Annotated in this window: 18 protein-coding genes; 10 read left to right on the plus strand and 8 right to left on the minus strand. The window is 42.1% G+C overall.

The window, feature by feature from the left end; all coding sequences use genetic code 11:
• Positions 1-14: 14 nt before the first annotated feature.
• The 4 genes from PCIT_RS08260 to yacG all read left to right on the plus strand — a co-directional run bounded on the left by PCIT_RS08260 (position 15) and on the right by yacG (position 3,589).
• A complete protein-coding gene (locus tag PCIT_RS08260) occupies positions 15-899 on the plus strand; it encodes a prepilin peptidase (protein WP_010362444.1) in 885 nt (294 codons plus the stop codon).
• A 2-nt stretch (positions 900-901) separates the two neighbouring features.
• Entirely contained in the window at positions 902-1,507 is a 606-nt protein-coding gene (coaE, locus tag PCIT_RS08265; protein WP_010362443.1) for a dephospho-CoA kinase, read from the plus strand.
• A gap of 109 nt (positions 1,508-1,616) precedes the next feature.
• Positions 1,617-3,299 (plus strand): type IV-A pilus assembly ATPase PilB, encoded by a 1,683-nt coding sequence (pilB, locus tag PCIT_RS08270; protein WP_010362442.1) that lies wholly within the window; start codon positions 1,617-1,619, stop codon positions 3,297-3,299.
• A gap of 50 nt (positions 3,300-3,349) precedes the next feature.
• Positions 3,350-3,589, plus strand: a complete 240-nt coding sequence (yacG, locus tag PCIT_RS08275; protein ID WP_010362441.1) for a DNA gyrase inhibitor YacG — start codon at positions 3,350-3,352, stop codon at positions 3,587-3,589.
• A gap of 78 nt (positions 3,590-3,667) precedes the next feature.
• Here the strand turns inward: yacG and PCIT_RS08280 are convergent, their stop codons facing one another.
• From PCIT_RS08280 to PCIT_RS08290, 3 genes are all read right to left on the minus strand, one after another.
• Complete coding sequence (locus PCIT_RS08280) at positions 3,668-5,281, minus strand: PepSY-associated TM helix domain-containing protein (RefSeq protein WP_010362440.1); 1,614 nt, start codon at positions 5,279-5,281, stop codon at positions 3,668-3,670.
• Positions 5,278-5,595 (minus strand): hypothetical protein, encoded by a 318-nt coding sequence (locus PCIT_RS08285; protein WP_010362439.1) that lies wholly within the window; start codon positions 5,593-5,595, stop codon positions 5,278-5,280. The genes PCIT_RS08280 and PCIT_RS08285 overlap by 4 nt, the downstream gene beginning before the upstream one ends.
• A 477-nt stretch (positions 5,596-6,072) precedes the next feature.
• Positions 6,073-6,498 (minus strand): Spy/CpxP family protein refolding chaperone, encoded by a 426-nt coding sequence (locus PCIT_RS08290; RefSeq protein WP_010362437.1) that lies wholly within the window; start codon positions 6,496-6,498, stop codon positions 6,073-6,075.
• Positions 6,499-6,651: 153 nt separating this feature from the next.
• Here PCIT_RS08290 and PCIT_RS08295 point away from each other — a divergent pair, with 153 nt between their 5' ends.
• From PCIT_RS08295 to PCIT_RS08305, 3 genes are read left to right on the plus strand one after another with little or no spacing between them, the layout of a single operon-like run.
• The gene (locus PCIT_RS08295; protein WP_010362436.1) at positions 6,652-7,338 is read left to right on the plus strand and encodes a response regulator transcription factor; all 687 of its coding nucleotides are present in this window, start codon (positions 6,652-6,654) and stop codon (positions 7,336-7,338) included.
• Positions 7,319-8,722 (plus strand): ATP-binding protein, encoded by a 1,404-nt coding sequence (locus PCIT_RS08300; RefSeq protein WP_010362435.1) that lies wholly within the window; start codon positions 7,319-7,321, stop codon positions 8,720-8,722. The genes PCIT_RS08295 and PCIT_RS08300 overlap by 20 nt, the downstream gene beginning before the upstream one ends.
• A complete protein-coding gene (locus tag PCIT_RS08305) occupies positions 8,719-9,687 on the plus strand; it encodes an alpha/beta fold hydrolase (protein WP_010362434.1) in 969 nt (322 codons plus the stop codon). The genes PCIT_RS08300 and PCIT_RS08305 overlap by 4 nt, the downstream gene beginning before the upstream one ends.
• On the opposite strand, the gene PCIT_RS08310 is transcribed toward PCIT_RS08305, so the two are convergent.
• Complete coding sequence (locus PCIT_RS08310) at positions 9,645-10,538, minus strand: cation diffusion facilitator family transporter (RefSeq protein ID WP_010362433.1); 894 nt, start codon at positions 10,536-10,538, stop codon at positions 9,645-9,647. The two genes, PCIT_RS08305 and PCIT_RS08310, sit on opposite strands and share 43 nt — an antisense overlap.
• A 145-nt stretch (positions 10,539-10,683) precedes the next feature.
• On the opposite strand from PCIT_RS08310, the gene trmL reads away from it, so the two are divergent.
• On the plus strand, positions 10,684-11,148 hold the full coding sequence (trmL, locus tag PCIT_RS08315) for a tRNA (uridine(34)/cytosine(34)/5-carboxymethylaminomethyluridine(34)-2'-O)-methyltransferase TrmL (protein ID WP_010362432.1): 465 nt from the start codon (positions 10,684-10,686) through the stop codon (positions 11,146-11,148).
• A gap of 46 nt (positions 11,149-11,194) precedes the next feature.
• Here trmL and gpsA read toward each other — a convergent pair whose 3' ends face one another.
• Genes gpsA through PCIT_RS08335 form a run of 4 tightly spaced genes read right to left on the minus strand, consistent with a single transcriptional unit; the run spans position 11,195 to position 13,427 of the window.
• Positions 11,195-12,202, minus strand: a complete 1,008-nt coding sequence (gene gpsA / locus PCIT_RS08320; RefSeq protein WP_010362431.1) for an NAD(P)H-dependent glycerol-3-phosphate dehydrogenase — start codon at positions 12,200-12,202, stop codon at positions 11,195-11,197.
• Positions 12,203-12,205: 3 nt separating this feature from the next.
• Entirely contained in the window at positions 12,206-12,691 is a 486-nt protein-coding gene (secB, locus tag PCIT_RS08325) for a protein-export chaperone SecB (RefSeq protein WP_010362430.1), read from the minus strand.
• A gap of 34 nt (positions 12,692-12,725) precedes the next feature.
• Positions 12,726-12,983: a glutaredoxin 3 gene (gene grxC, locus PCIT_RS08330; RefSeq protein WP_010362429.1), complete on the minus strand. Its 258-nt coding sequence runs from the start codon at positions 12,981-12,983 to the stop codon at positions 12,726-12,728.
• Positions 12,984-12,995: 12 nt separating this feature from the next.
• On the minus strand, positions 12,996-13,427 hold the full coding sequence (locus tag PCIT_RS08335; protein ID WP_010362428.1) for a rhodanese-like domain-containing protein: 432 nt from the start codon (positions 13,425-13,427) through the stop codon (positions 12,996-12,998).
• A gap of 265 nt (positions 13,428-13,692) precedes the next feature.
• On the opposite strand from PCIT_RS08335, the gene gpmM reads away from it, so the two are divergent.
• Positions 13,693-15,237: a 2,3-bisphosphoglycerate-independent phosphoglycerate mutase gene (gene gpmM, locus PCIT_RS08340; protein ID WP_010362427.1), complete on the plus strand. Its 1,545-nt coding sequence runs from the start codon at positions 13,693-13,695 to the stop codon at positions 15,235-15,237.
• 2 nt (positions 15,238-15,239) lie between these two features.
• On the plus strand, positions 15,240-16,373 hold the full coding sequence (locus PCIT_RS08345) for a murein hydrolase activator EnvC family protein (protein ID WP_040697527.1): 1,134 nt from the start codon (positions 15,240-15,242) through the stop codon (positions 16,371-16,373).
• The last annotated feature ends 5 nt before the right edge of the window (positions 16,374-16,378 follow it).

Genomic DNA, 16,378 nt, shown 5'->3' on the forward strand with positions numbered 1-16,378 from the left:
ACTATGAGCAATAGATGCAAGATGTAATACAGCTTTTACAAAGCGAAACGTGGTTTTTTCTACTCACTGTCGGCCTAGTCAGCCTATGTATTGGTAGCTTTTTAAATGTGGTGATTTATCGCCTACCAATAATGATGAATAACACATGGCAGTCTGAATGCCGCTTGTTACTCACAAACGAACTACCAAACAGACAAGTAGAGAATACCAAAACCTTTAACCTCTCTACCCCCCACTCAAGCTGCCCAAAATGCGGCAATGCGATAAAAGCTTGGCAAAATATTCCTGTGCTTAGCTGGTTGTTATTAAAGGGGCGTTGTTTCCATTGTAAAACATCCATTTCAGTGCGTTATCCCTTAATTGAAATGGGCACTGCGTTGGTATCTCTATTGCTTGCGCAACACTTTGGTCCTGTGCCTATCACCATGCTTTACCTCATCATAACTTGGGCATTGATCGCATTAATCTTTATTGATATTGATCATATGCTGTTGCCTGACCAAATTACCTTACCGTTATTATGGTTAGCATTACTGGCTAGCTGTTTCGATATGACTATCCCTCCTTCAGAGGCCATAATCGGTGCAGCAGTAGGTTATTTAAGTTTGTGGAGTGTCTATTGGCTGTTTAAACTCACAACCGGTAAAGAAGGTATGGGCTTTGGCGACTTCAAGTTACTTGCTATTTTTGGCGCGCTTTTAGGGTGGCAAGCGATCCTTACCATTGTGCTCCTCTCAAGTTTTGTTGGTGCCATTATAGGCAGCGTACAATTGGCGATTCAAGGGAAAGACAAAAGCACCCCAATTCCATTTGGCCCCTACCTCGCTATCGCAGGCTGGCTATGTATTTTGTATGGTGAACAAATACATACTTGGTATTTTAATTTACTGGGGTATTAAAAATGGCACAATGGATTTTAGGGTTAACCGGTGGCATTGGTGCCGGAAAAACAGCCGTGAGTAACGCACTGGCTGACAAAGGTATTTGTATTGTTGATGCTGATGTTATCGCCCGTGAGGTTGTTGCACCTAATAGCGATGGGCTTCAAGCCATAATCGATAAATTTGGTCGTGATATGTTGCAAAGTGATGGCATGCTTAATAGAGCAGCCCTCAGAGAACTGATTTTTAGCAATGAGGCACATAAAAGCTGGTTGAACAATTTATTGCACCCTATGATCCGTGAAACAATACTGAGTCAGCTATCTAGCGCCAACTCGAGTTATGTGGTGCTATCCGCCCCATTACTGTTTGAAAATCAGCTAGATGCACTATGCAATCACACATTGCTAGTTGATGTCAGTGAAGAAATACAAATACACAGAACCACGCAACGAGATAAGGTTAGCAGTGCACATATCAAGCAAATCATTACAGCGCAAATGCCAAGGCAAGAGAAGTGTAATAAAGCTGACAGCATATTAGATAACAGCGGCTCGCTCACACAGATGCATAGCAAGTTAGAAGTATTGCATCAGGGTTTCTTAAAACAAGCACAATCACTATAAATACAGTGTACTAACAACGTACTCTGTATAAATTAATTGGTTACCCCCTAGTTTAGCAACTCATATTTTTGCTAAGCTTAACTCAGTACACGTAAGTATTAGAGGCATTATGGAGCATCATTCACCGCTACTGCGTAAGTTTATTACGTTAGGTAAAGTCACCCCAGAGCAGCTTAAGCTAAAGCAAGCAGAAGCACACTCCACCGCTGAGCTCATTTGTTTGTGCACAGGCATGAGCGGTAAAGAGCTTGCTGAGCAGTGCCTTGACTTATTTAGAGTGCCACTATTTGATTTAACAGACTTCGACGTAGAGCAGCTACCCTCTGACCTGGTAAAAGAAAAGCTGATAAAACAGCATCATTTACTTCCTTTGGTAAAAAAAGGCCGCAAGCTTTACATTGCCACATCAGACCCAACCGATTATGGCGCCTTCGAAAACTTTGAATTCAGTACCGGGTTACAATGTGAAGCTGTGGTTGTCGACTATAAACAACTTGAGCAAAAAATTGATTTACTGTTTGATTCAACCGGTGGGCTATCGCTCAGTGACGAAGAATACAAAGAATTTGCCGATTTAGACATTGAAGACGCACAAAGTTCACAGCAAAAGAATGATGAAGGCGACAAAGATGATGCCCCCATCATTGTCTACATCAACAAAATTTTAATGGATGCCATTAAAAAAGGCGCATCAGATTTACACTTTGAGCCCTATGAGCATAAATATCGTGTGCGCTTTCGTATTGATGGGCTGCTACACGAAATGGCAAGCCCACCCACCAGCCTAGCATCACGTCTCTCTGCACGTATTAAAGTTATGGCGCGACTTGATATTGCCGAAAAGCGTAAGCCACAAGATGGCCGTATTAAATTAAAAATCTCAGAGCGTAAGAGCATTGATTTTCGTGTCAGTACCCTACCAACGCTGTGGGGTGAAAAAATTGTAATGCGTATTCTAGACTCATCCAGTGCCATGCTCGGTATTGATGTATTAGGATATGAGCCAGAACAAAAAGAACTGTACATGAATGCGTTAGAGCAACCGCAAGGCATGATCTTAGTTACCGGCCCAACGGGGTCAGGTAAAACCGTGTCTTTGTATACAGGCCTCAATATTTTAAATCAACCACAGCGTAATATCAGCACCGCAGAAGACCCTGTCGAGATAAACTTAGAAGGTGTAAATCAAGTACAAATTAACCCTCGCGCCGACATGACGTTCGCCAATGCGCTCAAAGCATTTTTACGTCAAGACCCTGACATCGTCATGGTAGGGGAAATACGTGACTTAGAAACCGCCGAAATATCCATTAAAGCGGCGCAAACGGGTCACTTAGTACTAAGTACGTTACACACAAATTCAGCACCCGAAACACTAACACGTTTGTTGAATATGGGGGTACCAGCGTACAACGTTGCCAGCTCAATAAGCCTGATCATTGCACAGCGCCTAGCACGGCGCCTATGCCCTAAATGTAAGCAAGCTGAAACGCTGCCAGAAGAAGAGCTACTTAAGCAAGGCTTTACTGCTGAACAATTGAAAGACATTACCCTCTTTTCACCAAAAGGCTGTGAAAGCTGCACCGATGGCTACAAAGGCCGAGTGGGTGTTTATGAGGTTGTAAAGATAACCCCTGAAATAGCACAAGTGATTATGGAAGGTGGTAACTCAATTAAAATTGCACAAATGGCTGAACAACTCGGGTTTGATAATTTACGTAAGTCAGGCTTAAAAAAAGCAGCAGCAGGCCTAACATCTTTGTCTGAAATAAATCGTGTCACTAGCTTCTAAGCGAGGAGTTTATTACACTGTGGGCTGAGTTAACGACATGGTTAATTATAATGCCCACAGTAGTAAAATGCCCCACCTGCTCTTCACCTGTTACTTGGTCTGAAGAAAGTCAATTTCGCCCTTTTTGTTCAAAGCGATGCCAACTTATTGACCTAGGCGAGTGGTCTTTCGAAAATAATAAAATCTCCACCACGATTCAAGCCGATGCAGAGCTAGATCCAAAAGCCGCGCAAGACTTAATTGAAGATATGGAAGCTTTGCTCGCCAAAAATGATGACTTTTTTAAATAATAAGTCATCAAATTGAACTCACCAATAATGAGTAAAATAAGCTAGATGTTCAGAACCACATACCTGAACATCTTCTCGCTACACCCTATTAGGCGTAAGTGTCGTTACCATTTTATTTGCAGGTAAGTACCAGACGCTATTTTTGTCATTGCTATACGCTCGTTTAGCTGTTTTGTTACTTATAATCCAAAAGGCTACGCCAAAAGTCGCAGCGACCAGTTCAACACTGATTGTGGTTAAATCATAAGCTGACCAAAGACCGGTAACAGGCAGCACAAGGGCAACCACTGAGGTAATGGGAATGCTGAAACATAGCAGCGCAATTATGCGCATGCCTAGTATTGCAGTTCTCGGTGCACCATAAATAAACGCAGCGCCAAGCGTCACAAAAAATGTTAGGTAATAGAGCCACATGTAGGCCACATTTATATTTAAGCTCATCAAACTTAACCACTTTGACGCAGCAAAAGCGCAGGCAATACCAGCAATAGAGCCCAAACTGATCCCAACCGTTAATTTCGCCAATATTGTACTGGCTCTAGATTGCTCTAACACTTGTGCTTTACGGCGCTTTTCAAGCCATAATAAGTTACCAGTATAAAATAAGATGGCACCCAATAGACCCATAATAAAATACGCCCAGCGGCCAAAATCGCCACCAAAGCTGCCGAAATGTAGACCAAAAAAGCTCGACACAATACTGCTCCAAACACCTTGATCCCCCCCTTCTACGCTACTTGTCGATATCTCAAAGGTATAAGGCTGCATATAGAGAAAATCTGTAATTGGACCACGCATCAGAGTATCGGCATTCACAAGTTTAATGGCAGCACTGGGCCCTTGCTTATTTAAACCACTGAAGTCTATATTGTTTATTGTATAATCAGGTGCATACTCACGTACCGCCTGTCGTAATTCTAGCAGTTTAGGTAACTGCTCTACTTGGTACACAATTTCAGATTCAGCAGTACGCTTAAACATCGGCTTATCTCCATACACCTGCGCTAACCCGCCATAAAGTAGGTCGTGAAAAGCAAAAACAAAAACGGTGAATGAAATAATAATGTGAAATGGTAAACTACTCACACCAATTAAATTGTGGGTATCAAGCCAAAAACGTGCTTTTGACTTAGTACTCCTTAACGCAAAAAAGCTTTTTGTGAGCGTCGGTAGCAAGAAGATCACGCCAGAGATCAATGCTATAAAATATAAAAAAGAGGCAATACCTAATACATAAACTCCCGCCTGATCATGGCCTATTTCACCGATTATACCTGCGGTACGATGTAAATAATCCACCAGCATTGATAACTCATTGACGTGGCGAAGCTCTGCAACTAACTCTCCGCTGTCATTAAGTGTGGCATGATAAACCTGATCATCTAACGATAGCCCCCGAGCACTGCCAGCCTCATACCAAGTGATAGGCGAATGGCCTTCTGCAAAATGTAAACTCACAGAGTTAGCAGCTTTCGGATAAGCGACTAATACTTTTTGCAACAATTCATCATATTGCGCCTCTTGAACTTGCGGTAATTGATAACTTGCAGGCGTCGCCCACTGGTCGATTGCCCCTCGGAACATGGTCAATGAACCCGCGAAAAAGCCAATAAATAATAATAAACCTGCGCAAATGCCGGTCCAGGTATGTAGTGTTTGATATGTCCGTATTATGTCGGCGCGAATCTTCATACAAAGCCCCTAACAATGAACAAGCAGCCAAACACACATAAGTTTCCGATGCCTAAGCTGATGGCGGCTTCCTTTGCTGTTTTAAATAAGTAACTAAACGTCACAATTAACATCCACACAGGCGTTACCATCCACATATGCATTTGTGATTTCCATAGCAAACGCTCACCACTGAGTTCGCTGTTGAGATTATCAGGGCCTACCCATGCAAAAAGTCCAACTAGACCAAAGCTTAAGGTTAAGCCAAGTACAACACCTATTACGGTTTTCCATAGCCACTGAACGCGACTTGTTGCTATTTTATGTGTATTCACTTTTGCACCTTACTGAAGAAAACAACGCTGGGTAATATTACTAAGCACAGCATGGTTATCATCAACCAGCTTACTAGCCCTGCCACCCCACTAAATTGCAGCGTTGCTATGTACAATGCCCCGGTTATAAACAGCATGCCCAACCACTTGAAGTACTTGGGTAGTGGCTTTGCACGTAACTGCTGGTGTTTATTACTGCAGTACAACAAAAAAACAGCACACACAATTAGGCCAACGAATAAACTTACAATCACACAAACTCCATCTTTATTTTAATTAGCAAGTATTTACTATGGGAACAGCTCGAATTATACCCAATAACTAAAAACACAACAATGCCAAAAAAAAAAGATACTAACAATCATTTGTATTTGAACTATTGGTGGGGAGATAAATAATCGACGCTAAATAGAGTGAAAGCGTGCCCTAGAAAAGGGCACGCTCATTGCTGGTATATGGATAAGTAATAAGTCGGTGCTAATTTCGGCGCATTTTTTTGTTTTGAATACGTGCTAACTTTTCGCGCTGTTGCTCATCTAACAGCTGCCAAATTTGTTGTTTACTTTTCAACTTAGCTAGCAACACTTGTGCTTTAACGGTCTGCATTTTTGCGATGGTATCTTTGGCTTGCTGCTCGTCAAAATTGTCTGACTCAACAATATTTTTGAAGGCTTTTTTATTGCCAGATCCCATCGCTTTTGCTGCTTTCATTTGGGCACGTTTATCAGAAAGTATTTCTGCTATTTTTGTTTGCTGTTCATCAGTTAAAGACAGCTTAGCGGCCGCATGGCCTGTAAGTAAAAAGTGCTTACCATTATGATGCGAGCTGCCAGTATGGGCCAGTGAGGCAAACACCATACCTGAACACAGTACAACTGAGGCTAACTTAGTTTTAATATTCATATTATCGACCTTTGCAGTGAAAAATTAAACGACCAACCCAGTGTATTCGTTGTAATGAAAAGCAACGAAAAGCAATGTAAAGGCTGTGTAAAGATCTGCAATTTAATGTTCAGCACGGTAAACTAAGATAAAACATACCTTGTATTGGATCTTATGAGCAAATTACTTTTAATAGAAGATGACCATACACTTAGCGATTTATTAAGTGACTATTTAACATCACAAGGGTGTAATGTAGACCAAGCTTTTGATGGCTTATCTGGGTTAGAACAAGCTACCTCTCAACACTATGATGTTATTTTATTAGATGTTATGTTGCCGCATCTTGATGGCTTTGAAGTGCTCAAACGGATACGTCTTACCCACTTAACCCCCATCATTATGCTCACCGCAAAAGGCGATGACTTTGACCGTATATTTGGCCTCGAGCTCGGTGCCGATGACTATTTGCCCAAACCCTTTAATCATCGAGAGTTGCTTGCCAGAATACATGCTATTTGTCGTAGAATCGATTTTATAAAACAAACAGAGCAGCATGAACAGCTGTTGTCATCATCACATGTAAAACTGAATATTGCAGCACGCAAAGTCACGGTTAACGATCATCTACTGGTACTGACCGGAACCGAGTTTTCAATACTGCAAAAGCTTATGAGTAAAACCGGCGAGGTCGTCAGTAAAGACGTATTGAGTCAGCACGTATTAGGTCGACGGTTAGCTCCTTTCGACCGCTCCATCGATATGCATGTGAGTAATTTAAGGAAGAAAATCACGCAATATAATAAAACACCGTGCATTCAAACGGTGCGAGGGAGTGGTTATGTCTTTTTGGCAGAATAAACCCCGCTTTGCGCGATGTCAGTTTAACCGGCCTGGTTCATTATTTTACCAAGCTTTTTTTGGGTTTTGGCTGACTATTTTAGGTATGTTTTTAATGTTACTACTGCTAAGTCAATTACACCCAGAGCAACTAAAGTCAAAACAGCTACATGGAAAAATGCTCGGCTCATTATCACATTTACAGCGCAATATTGAGCGGCTCGTTAACATTAAAAACAAGCCAGTCGACACGGTACTCAAACACTCACGCTTTACAAAAAACAAATGGCTTTATTTATCACACCCAAAAATAGAACAAAGCCTCAGCTCTAAAGCAAATAAACACAATATGGATCTATCACTGTTGTATTTTGACACTCCAACCCCCCCTCTTTTTATTGCAACTGACAGGTATTATGCGTATGGCCCGCTTTCTATCACTTTAAATAACGAGCAATATCAGTTATTCCAAATTAAACCACTGCGCGATCCGCCCTTTGTTACCCGTATCAAGATGCTGCCATTTTGGCTCAAAGCATTGGCAATTTTACTGCCATCAATTGTACTCAGTATTTTATTTAGCCGGCGTTTAGTCGCTCCTTTAAGCGAACTTGGCCAAGCAGCTAAAAAGTTAGCACAAGGGGAATTATCCACTCGAGTTAAAGCACCAAAAAAGCGCCACGACGAAATAGCCTCACTTATGCATGACTTTAATTTTATGGCTGAACGCTTGTCAAATAGTGTTCAAGCTCACAAACAACTGTTAGCTGATGTTTCACACGAGTTGCGATCTCCCCTCACTAGATTGACGCTAGCAAACGTAATGGCACAAGATACCCAAGGAGAAACGCAAAAAAACTATCTAATACGGATTGAAAAAGAGGCCAAGTGTTTAGATAAAATGTTATCGGATGTTTTGACTTTGTCTCGGTTAGAGCAAAACCAACAAACACTGCAAGTTGAAGCAATTAGCCTTGATGGATTAATAAGTAATCTACTTAGTGACGCTCAATTTGAAGCACACCAGAAAGGCTGTACATTCATATCCGAGCTGCCACCTAGCTTGCTATTAAAGTGCGATGCAGCTTTACTTAATAGTGCAATCGAAAACATCATACGTAATGCGATTAAATATGCCCATTCTACGGTCACGCTTACCTTCAAGCATACTGACACAACAATCAGTATATGTGTTCGTGATGATGGTTATGGTGTGAGTGATGAAGCATTAATGCGGCTTTGTCAGCCATTTTATCGAGTATCTGATTCTCGCAACAGAAGTAGCGGTGGAATTGGTTTGGGTTTAGCTATCACAAAGCGCGCAGTTTCTGCACATAATGGTAAACTAATATTAAAGCATAATACCCCAAATGGGCTCGCGGCAGAGATCAGGCTTCCACTATGAACTTTTATAGTCACAGTAAACAACTCGCACAGTACCAACAAGACATAGAACAGCATTGGCAATCATGTCAGCAAGGCTATTTTTCAGCTAAAACCGCTAAGCTGTTTTACGCTTATCACATCCCTAAAGCGGCTAAATATAGTGTTGTACTTGTCAATGGTCGCATTGAATCAGTGTGGAAGTATCAAGAGTTACTTTGGGAGTTTGCAAAAAATAATATTGCCGTATTTAGTTACGATCATATTGGGCAAGGCTTATCACCCCGAATAGTATCTAATTCACACATTGGGCATGTTGAACGCTTTAGCGATTACACGGATGACTTGCACTGCTTTGTCAAGTCCGTCGTTGAGCCGAATGCAGTTGGCAGTACTTTTATATTGGGTCACTCTATGGGCGGGGCAATCAGTTACAACTATCTTGCCAATTACCCTCATCAAATGAGTGGGGCATTCTTGAGTGCGCCGATGTTTGACATTCACACCCATGAAGTACCTTATTCTTTGGCCAAGTTAGTAGCCCACACAGGCAGTCTACTTGGCTTTTCTAAACACTACGCGTTTGGTCAAAGCGACTATGATCCACCGGAGTTTTGGGAAAATAAGTTAACCCAATGCGCCATACGCTATCAGCGCTTTAGAACACTGTATCAAAATGAGCCAGAGCTGCGTTTAGGTGGAGTGAGTTTTAATTGGCTATCACAAGCATTTAATATAATTACCAAACTACCGACTTTTACGCCTAATATTCCAACTCATATCGCCAGTGCCGAGCATGATGTTATCGTAAATAACCACGCACAAGTCGCCATTGCCAAATCACACCCTAATATATCTATTAGTCATTTTGCCAATGCCCGTCACGAATTATTATGTGAGGTGGACGACATTCGTCATGCCGTCTTAGCTGAGATGTATCATTTTTATGATGCGTTAGCATTTACCGCTAAAGAAACCGGATCTTGATGAATAAGCACATCAACGTCTCCCTCGAATGCCGCCTCGATACTGTGCACGACTTCATCTGCCACATGGTGCGCTCTGATCAATGGTAAATCATCATCTAATTCCAAATGAAGCTGAATAAACTTAACTTTACCACTTTGCCGAGTACGTAACTCATGGACGCCAAACACGTCTTCATGGCTAGAGGCAAGTAGGATGATTTCCGCTTTTTCATCATCAGGTAGTTCTTTATCCATTAAATGATCGGCACTTTCTTTGGCTATATCCCAGCAGTTATAGAGTAAGTAACCCGCAACTCCTATCGCAAAAATAGGATCCGCATATTGCATACCATAATACGACAATAAAATAGCTATCAATACGGCAATATTGAGTAAGATATCTCCTTTATAATGCAAGGCATCTGCTTTTACAGCGATCGATTGCGTGCGTTTAACCACTTGATGCTGCACAAATACTACTAACAGCGTACACACAATCGCAAATAGACTCACCCATACACCCAATAACGAATGCCCCAGTTCAACAGGATTGAATATACGTTCAACACCATGAAACGCCAATAAGCATGCTGAACCGGCAATAAAAGCGGCTTGACCAAGCCCTGCAAGTGCTTCAGCCTTGCCATGCCCAAAGCGATGATCATCATCAGCAGGTCTTAGTGCATAGCTAAGTACCAAAAAACTCATCATTGAGGCGCTGATATCCAACATCGAGTCAGTTAATGACCCAAGCATTGCTGCGCTACCTGATGATAACCAAGCCCAGCACTTGGTCGCGATCATAAGGCTGACCATCAACATCGTAAACACACTGGCAAACCGAACTAAAAAATTATAACTACGTTTCACATTATCCTCCGCCGTTACCTCTTGGCGATACTACTGCAAGAAATTTATCACATACAAATTAAAGGCATATGACACCATTACTAAAATAGTTATCGCACTACTCACTTTTCGATATACTAGGGTCATTACATTATTCGAGGTTCTTATGTTAGACATTGTACTATACCAGCCAGAAATCCCCCCCAACACCGGCAATATAATCCGTTTATGTGCCAATACCGGGTATTCACTGCATTTAATCGAGCCATTGGGGTTTGAGTGGGATGACAAACGCGTAAAGCGAGCAGGGTTAGATTATCATGAATTTAGTGATGTGCAACGCCATGCATCCTTTGCTGAGTATGTAGAAAAGCAGCAACCAAAACGCGTTTTTGCTTGTACAACAAAAGGGACTAAATATCATCACCAACCTGAATATCAGCCGGGTGATTGTTTGTTGTTTGGGCCTGAGACGAGAGGCTTACCAGATGATATTATCTATTCATTGCCTGAAGAGCAGCGCTTACGAATTCCAATGCGCCCAGATAGCCGCAGTATGAACCTATCAAATGCAGTGGCTGTTTTCGTCTATGAATCGTGGCGACAACTCGACTTTGCGAACGCTAAATAGCATGTTTGTATTATAGTGAACACTTACATACGAAAAAGCGGAGGTATTACTCCGCTTTTTGTTCTCGACTTAATAATGCCATCGCCGCTTCTTTCACATCCTTTTGTTGATAAAGGACCTGATAAATTTGCTCTGTAATAGGCATTTCAATGCCTGAACGCTGTGCTAACAAGTACACTTCTTTGGTGTTCCGATAGCCTTCAACCACCTGACCTATACTGTCCATGGCTTCTTGCACCGCAAGGCCTTTACCCAAAGCAATACCAAATCGTCGATTCCTCGACTGATTATCTGTACAAGTTAAGATCAAATCACCTAACCCTGCCATCCCCATAAAGGTTTCAGAGCGCGCACCTAGCGCACATCCTAAGCGGCATAGCTCAGCTAATCCTCGGGTGATCAATGCCGTTCTCGCATTGGCACCAAACCCAAACCCGTCCGACATCCCTGCACCAATGGCAATGACATTTTTAACTGCACCGCCTAATTGAATGCCAATAAAGTCGTCATTGTTGTAAACACGGAATGAGCGGCCACAATGCAATAGCTTAGCTAATTCAGCAGCAAACTCACTGTGTGTCGCCGACACAGAAATCGCAGTTACAAGCCCAGCCGCCATTTCTTTAGCGAACGTTGGTCCAGATAGAACGGCTAACGGGATCTCACTGCCAAGTTTTTGTGTTGCAACATCTTGCAGTAGTCGACCCGTTTCTGGCTCTAGCCCCTTAGTCGCCCATGCTACTCTTGCATTAGGTAACAAATCACCACGGATCTGCTCCAAGGTTTGACCAAAAGCATGACTTGGTACAACGACTAACACTAATTCACTTGTCTGTACCGCTTTTTGCAAATCAGCTTCTAGTTCTAGAGAGTCAGGAAAGGTAATGTCTGGTAAGTAACGTTGGTTCTTGCGCTCAGCTGCTAGCGTCTCAACGTCTTGCTCGTTTCTACCCCATAAAGTCACTTTGTGACCATTTCGGGCAAAACAAATAGCAAGGGCGGTGCCATAAGACCCCGCCCCTAAAACAGTTACAGCTGTTTGTGCTGATGTCATCAATTATGCGTCAGCAGTTTGCTCTGCTTGCGCAGCTCGTTGTTGCATGTACTGAGTGAACAATGCATCAAAGTTCACAGGTGCTAGATTTAACTGTGGGAAAGTACCACGGTTAACTAAACCTGCAACCGCTTCGCGTGCGTAAGGGAATAAAATATTAGGGCAGTATGCGCCAAGCATATGTGCCATTTGCAGCTCTTCTAATTCTGCAATAGAGAAGATACCTGCTTGTTGAATTTCACATAAAAATGCTGTTTCTTCACCAATCGTTGCTGTCACAGTCAGTGCCAGAACAACTTCATATACATTTTCATCGAGCTTATTTGAACGCGTGTCCATGTCTAACTTAACTTCAGGTGTCCACTCTTTTTGGAAGATAGCTGGTGAGTTAGGCGTTTCAAACGATACATCTTTAGTAAAGATACGTTGAATGTTAAATTGTGCGCCTTCTTGTTGCTCTGCCGCTGCGTTTTGATTTTGTTCAGTCATGAGTGTTCCTAAATTAAATTTTTTGTTTGTATAATTATGCTGTTAGCAAGGTATCAAGTTTACCTTGAGCTTCTGTGGCCATAAGATCATCACAGCCACCAATATGCTTATCATTGATAAAAATTTGCGGTACAGTATATGCCCCATTCGCTTTATCAATCATCTCATCGCGTAGCTCAGGTTGAACACCAATATCATACTCTGTATATGTGACACCTTTTGCATCAAACAATGCTTTAGCACGATGACAGAATGGGCAGTAATCTTTGCTGTATATAACAACCTGGCTCATTGAATTCTCTCTTTATTTTCCTGATGTAGTTGGTAAGCCTGCATTTTGCCAAGCTCCCATACCACCGTTTAATACGTAAACCTGCTCAAACCCAGCTTTGTGCATTGTATTTGCAATGCCAGATGCAGTCATACCTGTAGTACATACCAATATAATGGGTTTGGTTTTTTGTTTTTCAAGACCAACAAATTCACTTTGTTTTGCTTTTTCAGCACTTAAGTGTTTTGCACCAGCAATTTGCCCAGCATTAAATTCTTTAATCGCTCTAATATCAACAACCTGGCCTTCTTCACGATTAACTAACAAGGTCAATTGTTGCGGGTTTATTTGTCTAATTGCAGAAAACTTACTTTTAATAAAGCTGCTTACTATCATTGCGACTATCGCCAACCAAATAATACTTAATACAGCATGATTGCCAATAAATTCAATATATTGTTCCATGAACCTTCCAACTTTAGTCTCGCAGCAAAACGCAGCGATTATGTATGATTTTTAATAACCCCGAAGTATACATTTTGCGATCACTTGGGTATAGCCCTTTATTAACTCACCCAATAAACAAATCAAAACTTAAACTTGTTGGACACCCGCAAACTTATTACCTGATCAACAACAACGTGAGCATAAATCATCGTTCACAGGCTGAACATTGATGTAAAACAAGGTATGCTAGACCCAGACATCGTGCCATATTTCAGGAGCTCAAATGACTGCACAGAAAAAACCACTTGTTCTAATGATTTTAGATGGTTGGGGTTACAGAGAAGAAACAGAAAGTAACGCAATTTTAGCCGCAAATACCCCGGTATTAGATGAGCTATGGCAAACTCAACCACATACACTTATTTCAGGTTCAGGTTTAGATGTGGGTTTACCTGATGGCCAAATGGGCAATTCAGAAGTTGGCCATGTTAATTTAGGCGCAGGACGTATCGTTTACCAAGACTTTACTCGTATTACCAAAGCGATTGACGATGGTGAGTTTGAGCATAACCCCGTACTAGTATCTAATATTGATAAGGCGGTTGCTGCGAATAAAGCCGTTCACTTAATGGGCTTATTGAGTCCTGGTGGCGTGCATAGTCATGAAGATCATATCATCGCTGCCATCGAGTTAGCAGCACAACGTGGTGCACAACATGTCTACTTTCACGCATTTTTAGATGGCCGTGATACGCCACCTCGCAGTGCTGCTACATCCATTGAACGCGTTGAAGCAACATTTACGTCATTACAATGTGGCCGCTTGGCGTCTGTCGTCGGCCGATATTATGCCATGGACAGAGACAACCGCTGGGAGCGGGTAGAAACAGCCTATGACCTCATCGTTGATGCTCAAGCGCAACATCACTATAGTTCAGGTGTTGAAGCACTAAATGCCGCGTATGAACGTGATGAGAACGATGAATTTGTCACCGCATCTGTCATCCAACCACAAAATGCTTCTGCTGCAACCATTAACGACGGTGATACCGTTATTTTTATGAATTTCAGAGCTGATAGAGCGCGCCAAATAACCCGAGCATTTGTCGATGACGGATTTACAGGCTTTGCTAAAAAACGTGCGCCTCAATTAAGTGCATTTGTGATGATGACCGAATATGCCGCAGACATTGATGCCCCCGCGGCATTTGCGCCTGAAGCGCTCAACAATGTGCTGGGTGAATGGCTTGCCAAGCATAATAAAACTCAACTGAGAATTTCTGAAACAGAAAAATACGCACACGTTACTTTCTTCTTCAGTGGTGGACGCGAAGACCTATTTGAAGGTGAAAAACGAGAACTCATTCCTTCACCTCAGGTAGCAACTTATGATCTGCAACCTGAGATGAACTCCGAACTACTCACTGATACCCTAATTGCAGCAATTCATAGCGGTGAGCATGATGTGATAATCTGTAACTACCCAAATGGCGATATGGTTGGCCATTCAGGCGTGTTTGAAGCGGCAGTAAAGGCCTGTGAAGCAGTCGATAGCTGTATTGGCCGAGTCGTTGCTGCACTTAAGGAAGTAGGTGGTGAAGCACTTATTACCGCCGATCATGGTAACGCCGAGCAAATGGCTAATCCTGCAACAGGCCAAGCGCATACAGCACATACCAGCGAGCCAGTGCCCTTTATTTATGTCGGTCGTGACGCGCAACCTCATTCAGGCAAAGCGCTCAGCGATGTTGCACCAACCATTTTACACTTAATTGGTATGGAGCAACCTGCTGAAATGACTGGTACCCCTATTATGACGATAAAATAACTATGCACATCACCTTGATCAGGTGTGTTTTGTTTATATGTTCATTGGCCGCAACATCTGTTGCGGCCAATGAGTCTCGTACTAAACAAGACTTAACCGAAGTACAAAAAGAGCTTAAAAAAAGCCAACAAACTTACCTACAGCAACAAAAAAATATTACTGCGTTACAAAATACCGTAAAAGCACACGAACTTGATATTGCCAAAAACGCCAAAGCACTGGCGTTGACCCAACAAAGTATTAATGAAAACCAACAGCAACAATATGCTTTGCTCAATGAGTCAAAGAGGCTCAACAAGAAAAAACAAAAGCTGCAAGGCTTACTTGCATCACAGCTAAAAAGTGCATATATGACTGGTACTCATGACTACTCAAAAATGCTGCTCAACCAAGAATTAAGTGCAACCTTTGAGCGCACCTTGAGTTATTATGACTACTTCAATAAAGCAAGAATTTCACAACTAGAAAGTTTAAAAATGGTGGTGGCAGATTTAGCTGAAAACCAAAACAAACTGGCTCGAGCACAAAATCAGTTAGCCAAGCTGCTTACGCAGCAAACGTCACGAAAAAACGCATTAGCTCGTTTACAAACACAACGCAAAACGAGTTTAGCGACACTGAACAAAACCCTCAGTAAAACAGAACAAGCCATTTCATATTTAAAAGAAAACGAAAAAACATTACTCGCGACACTCGAAAATTTAACCAAGATAGAAGTCCCAGAAAAGATTGTACTCAATGGTCTTGCACAACAAAAAGGTAAATTGCTTTTACCAAGTAAAGGGCGAATAAAACACCGCTTTGGACAACGTAAACATGCCGGTATGAACTGGAAAGGTATTGTTATCAAATCTCCAGCGGGTAAACCAGTTAATAGTATTGATCAAGGACAGGTCGTTTATGCTGACTGGCTAAATGGATTCGGCTGGGTCATTGTGATTGATCATGGTAAAGGCTTTATGAGCCTATACGGTCATGCACAAACCTTGCTGAAAGATGTTGGCGACCTAGTCTCCGACGGTGAACCTATCGCTTTAGTAGGGCAAAGCGGCGGACAGCCTAGTTCTGGTCTATACTTTGAAATACGGCATAAGGGAAGCGCTGTCGACCCAGTAAAATGGTGCAGAGCTAGTTAATTGAT

The sequence above is a fragment of the Pseudoalteromonas citrea genome (assembly GCF_000238375.3).
Lineage (GTDB): Bacteria > Pseudomonadota > Gammaproteobacteria > Enterobacterales > Alteromonadaceae > Pseudoalteromonas > Pseudoalteromonas citrea.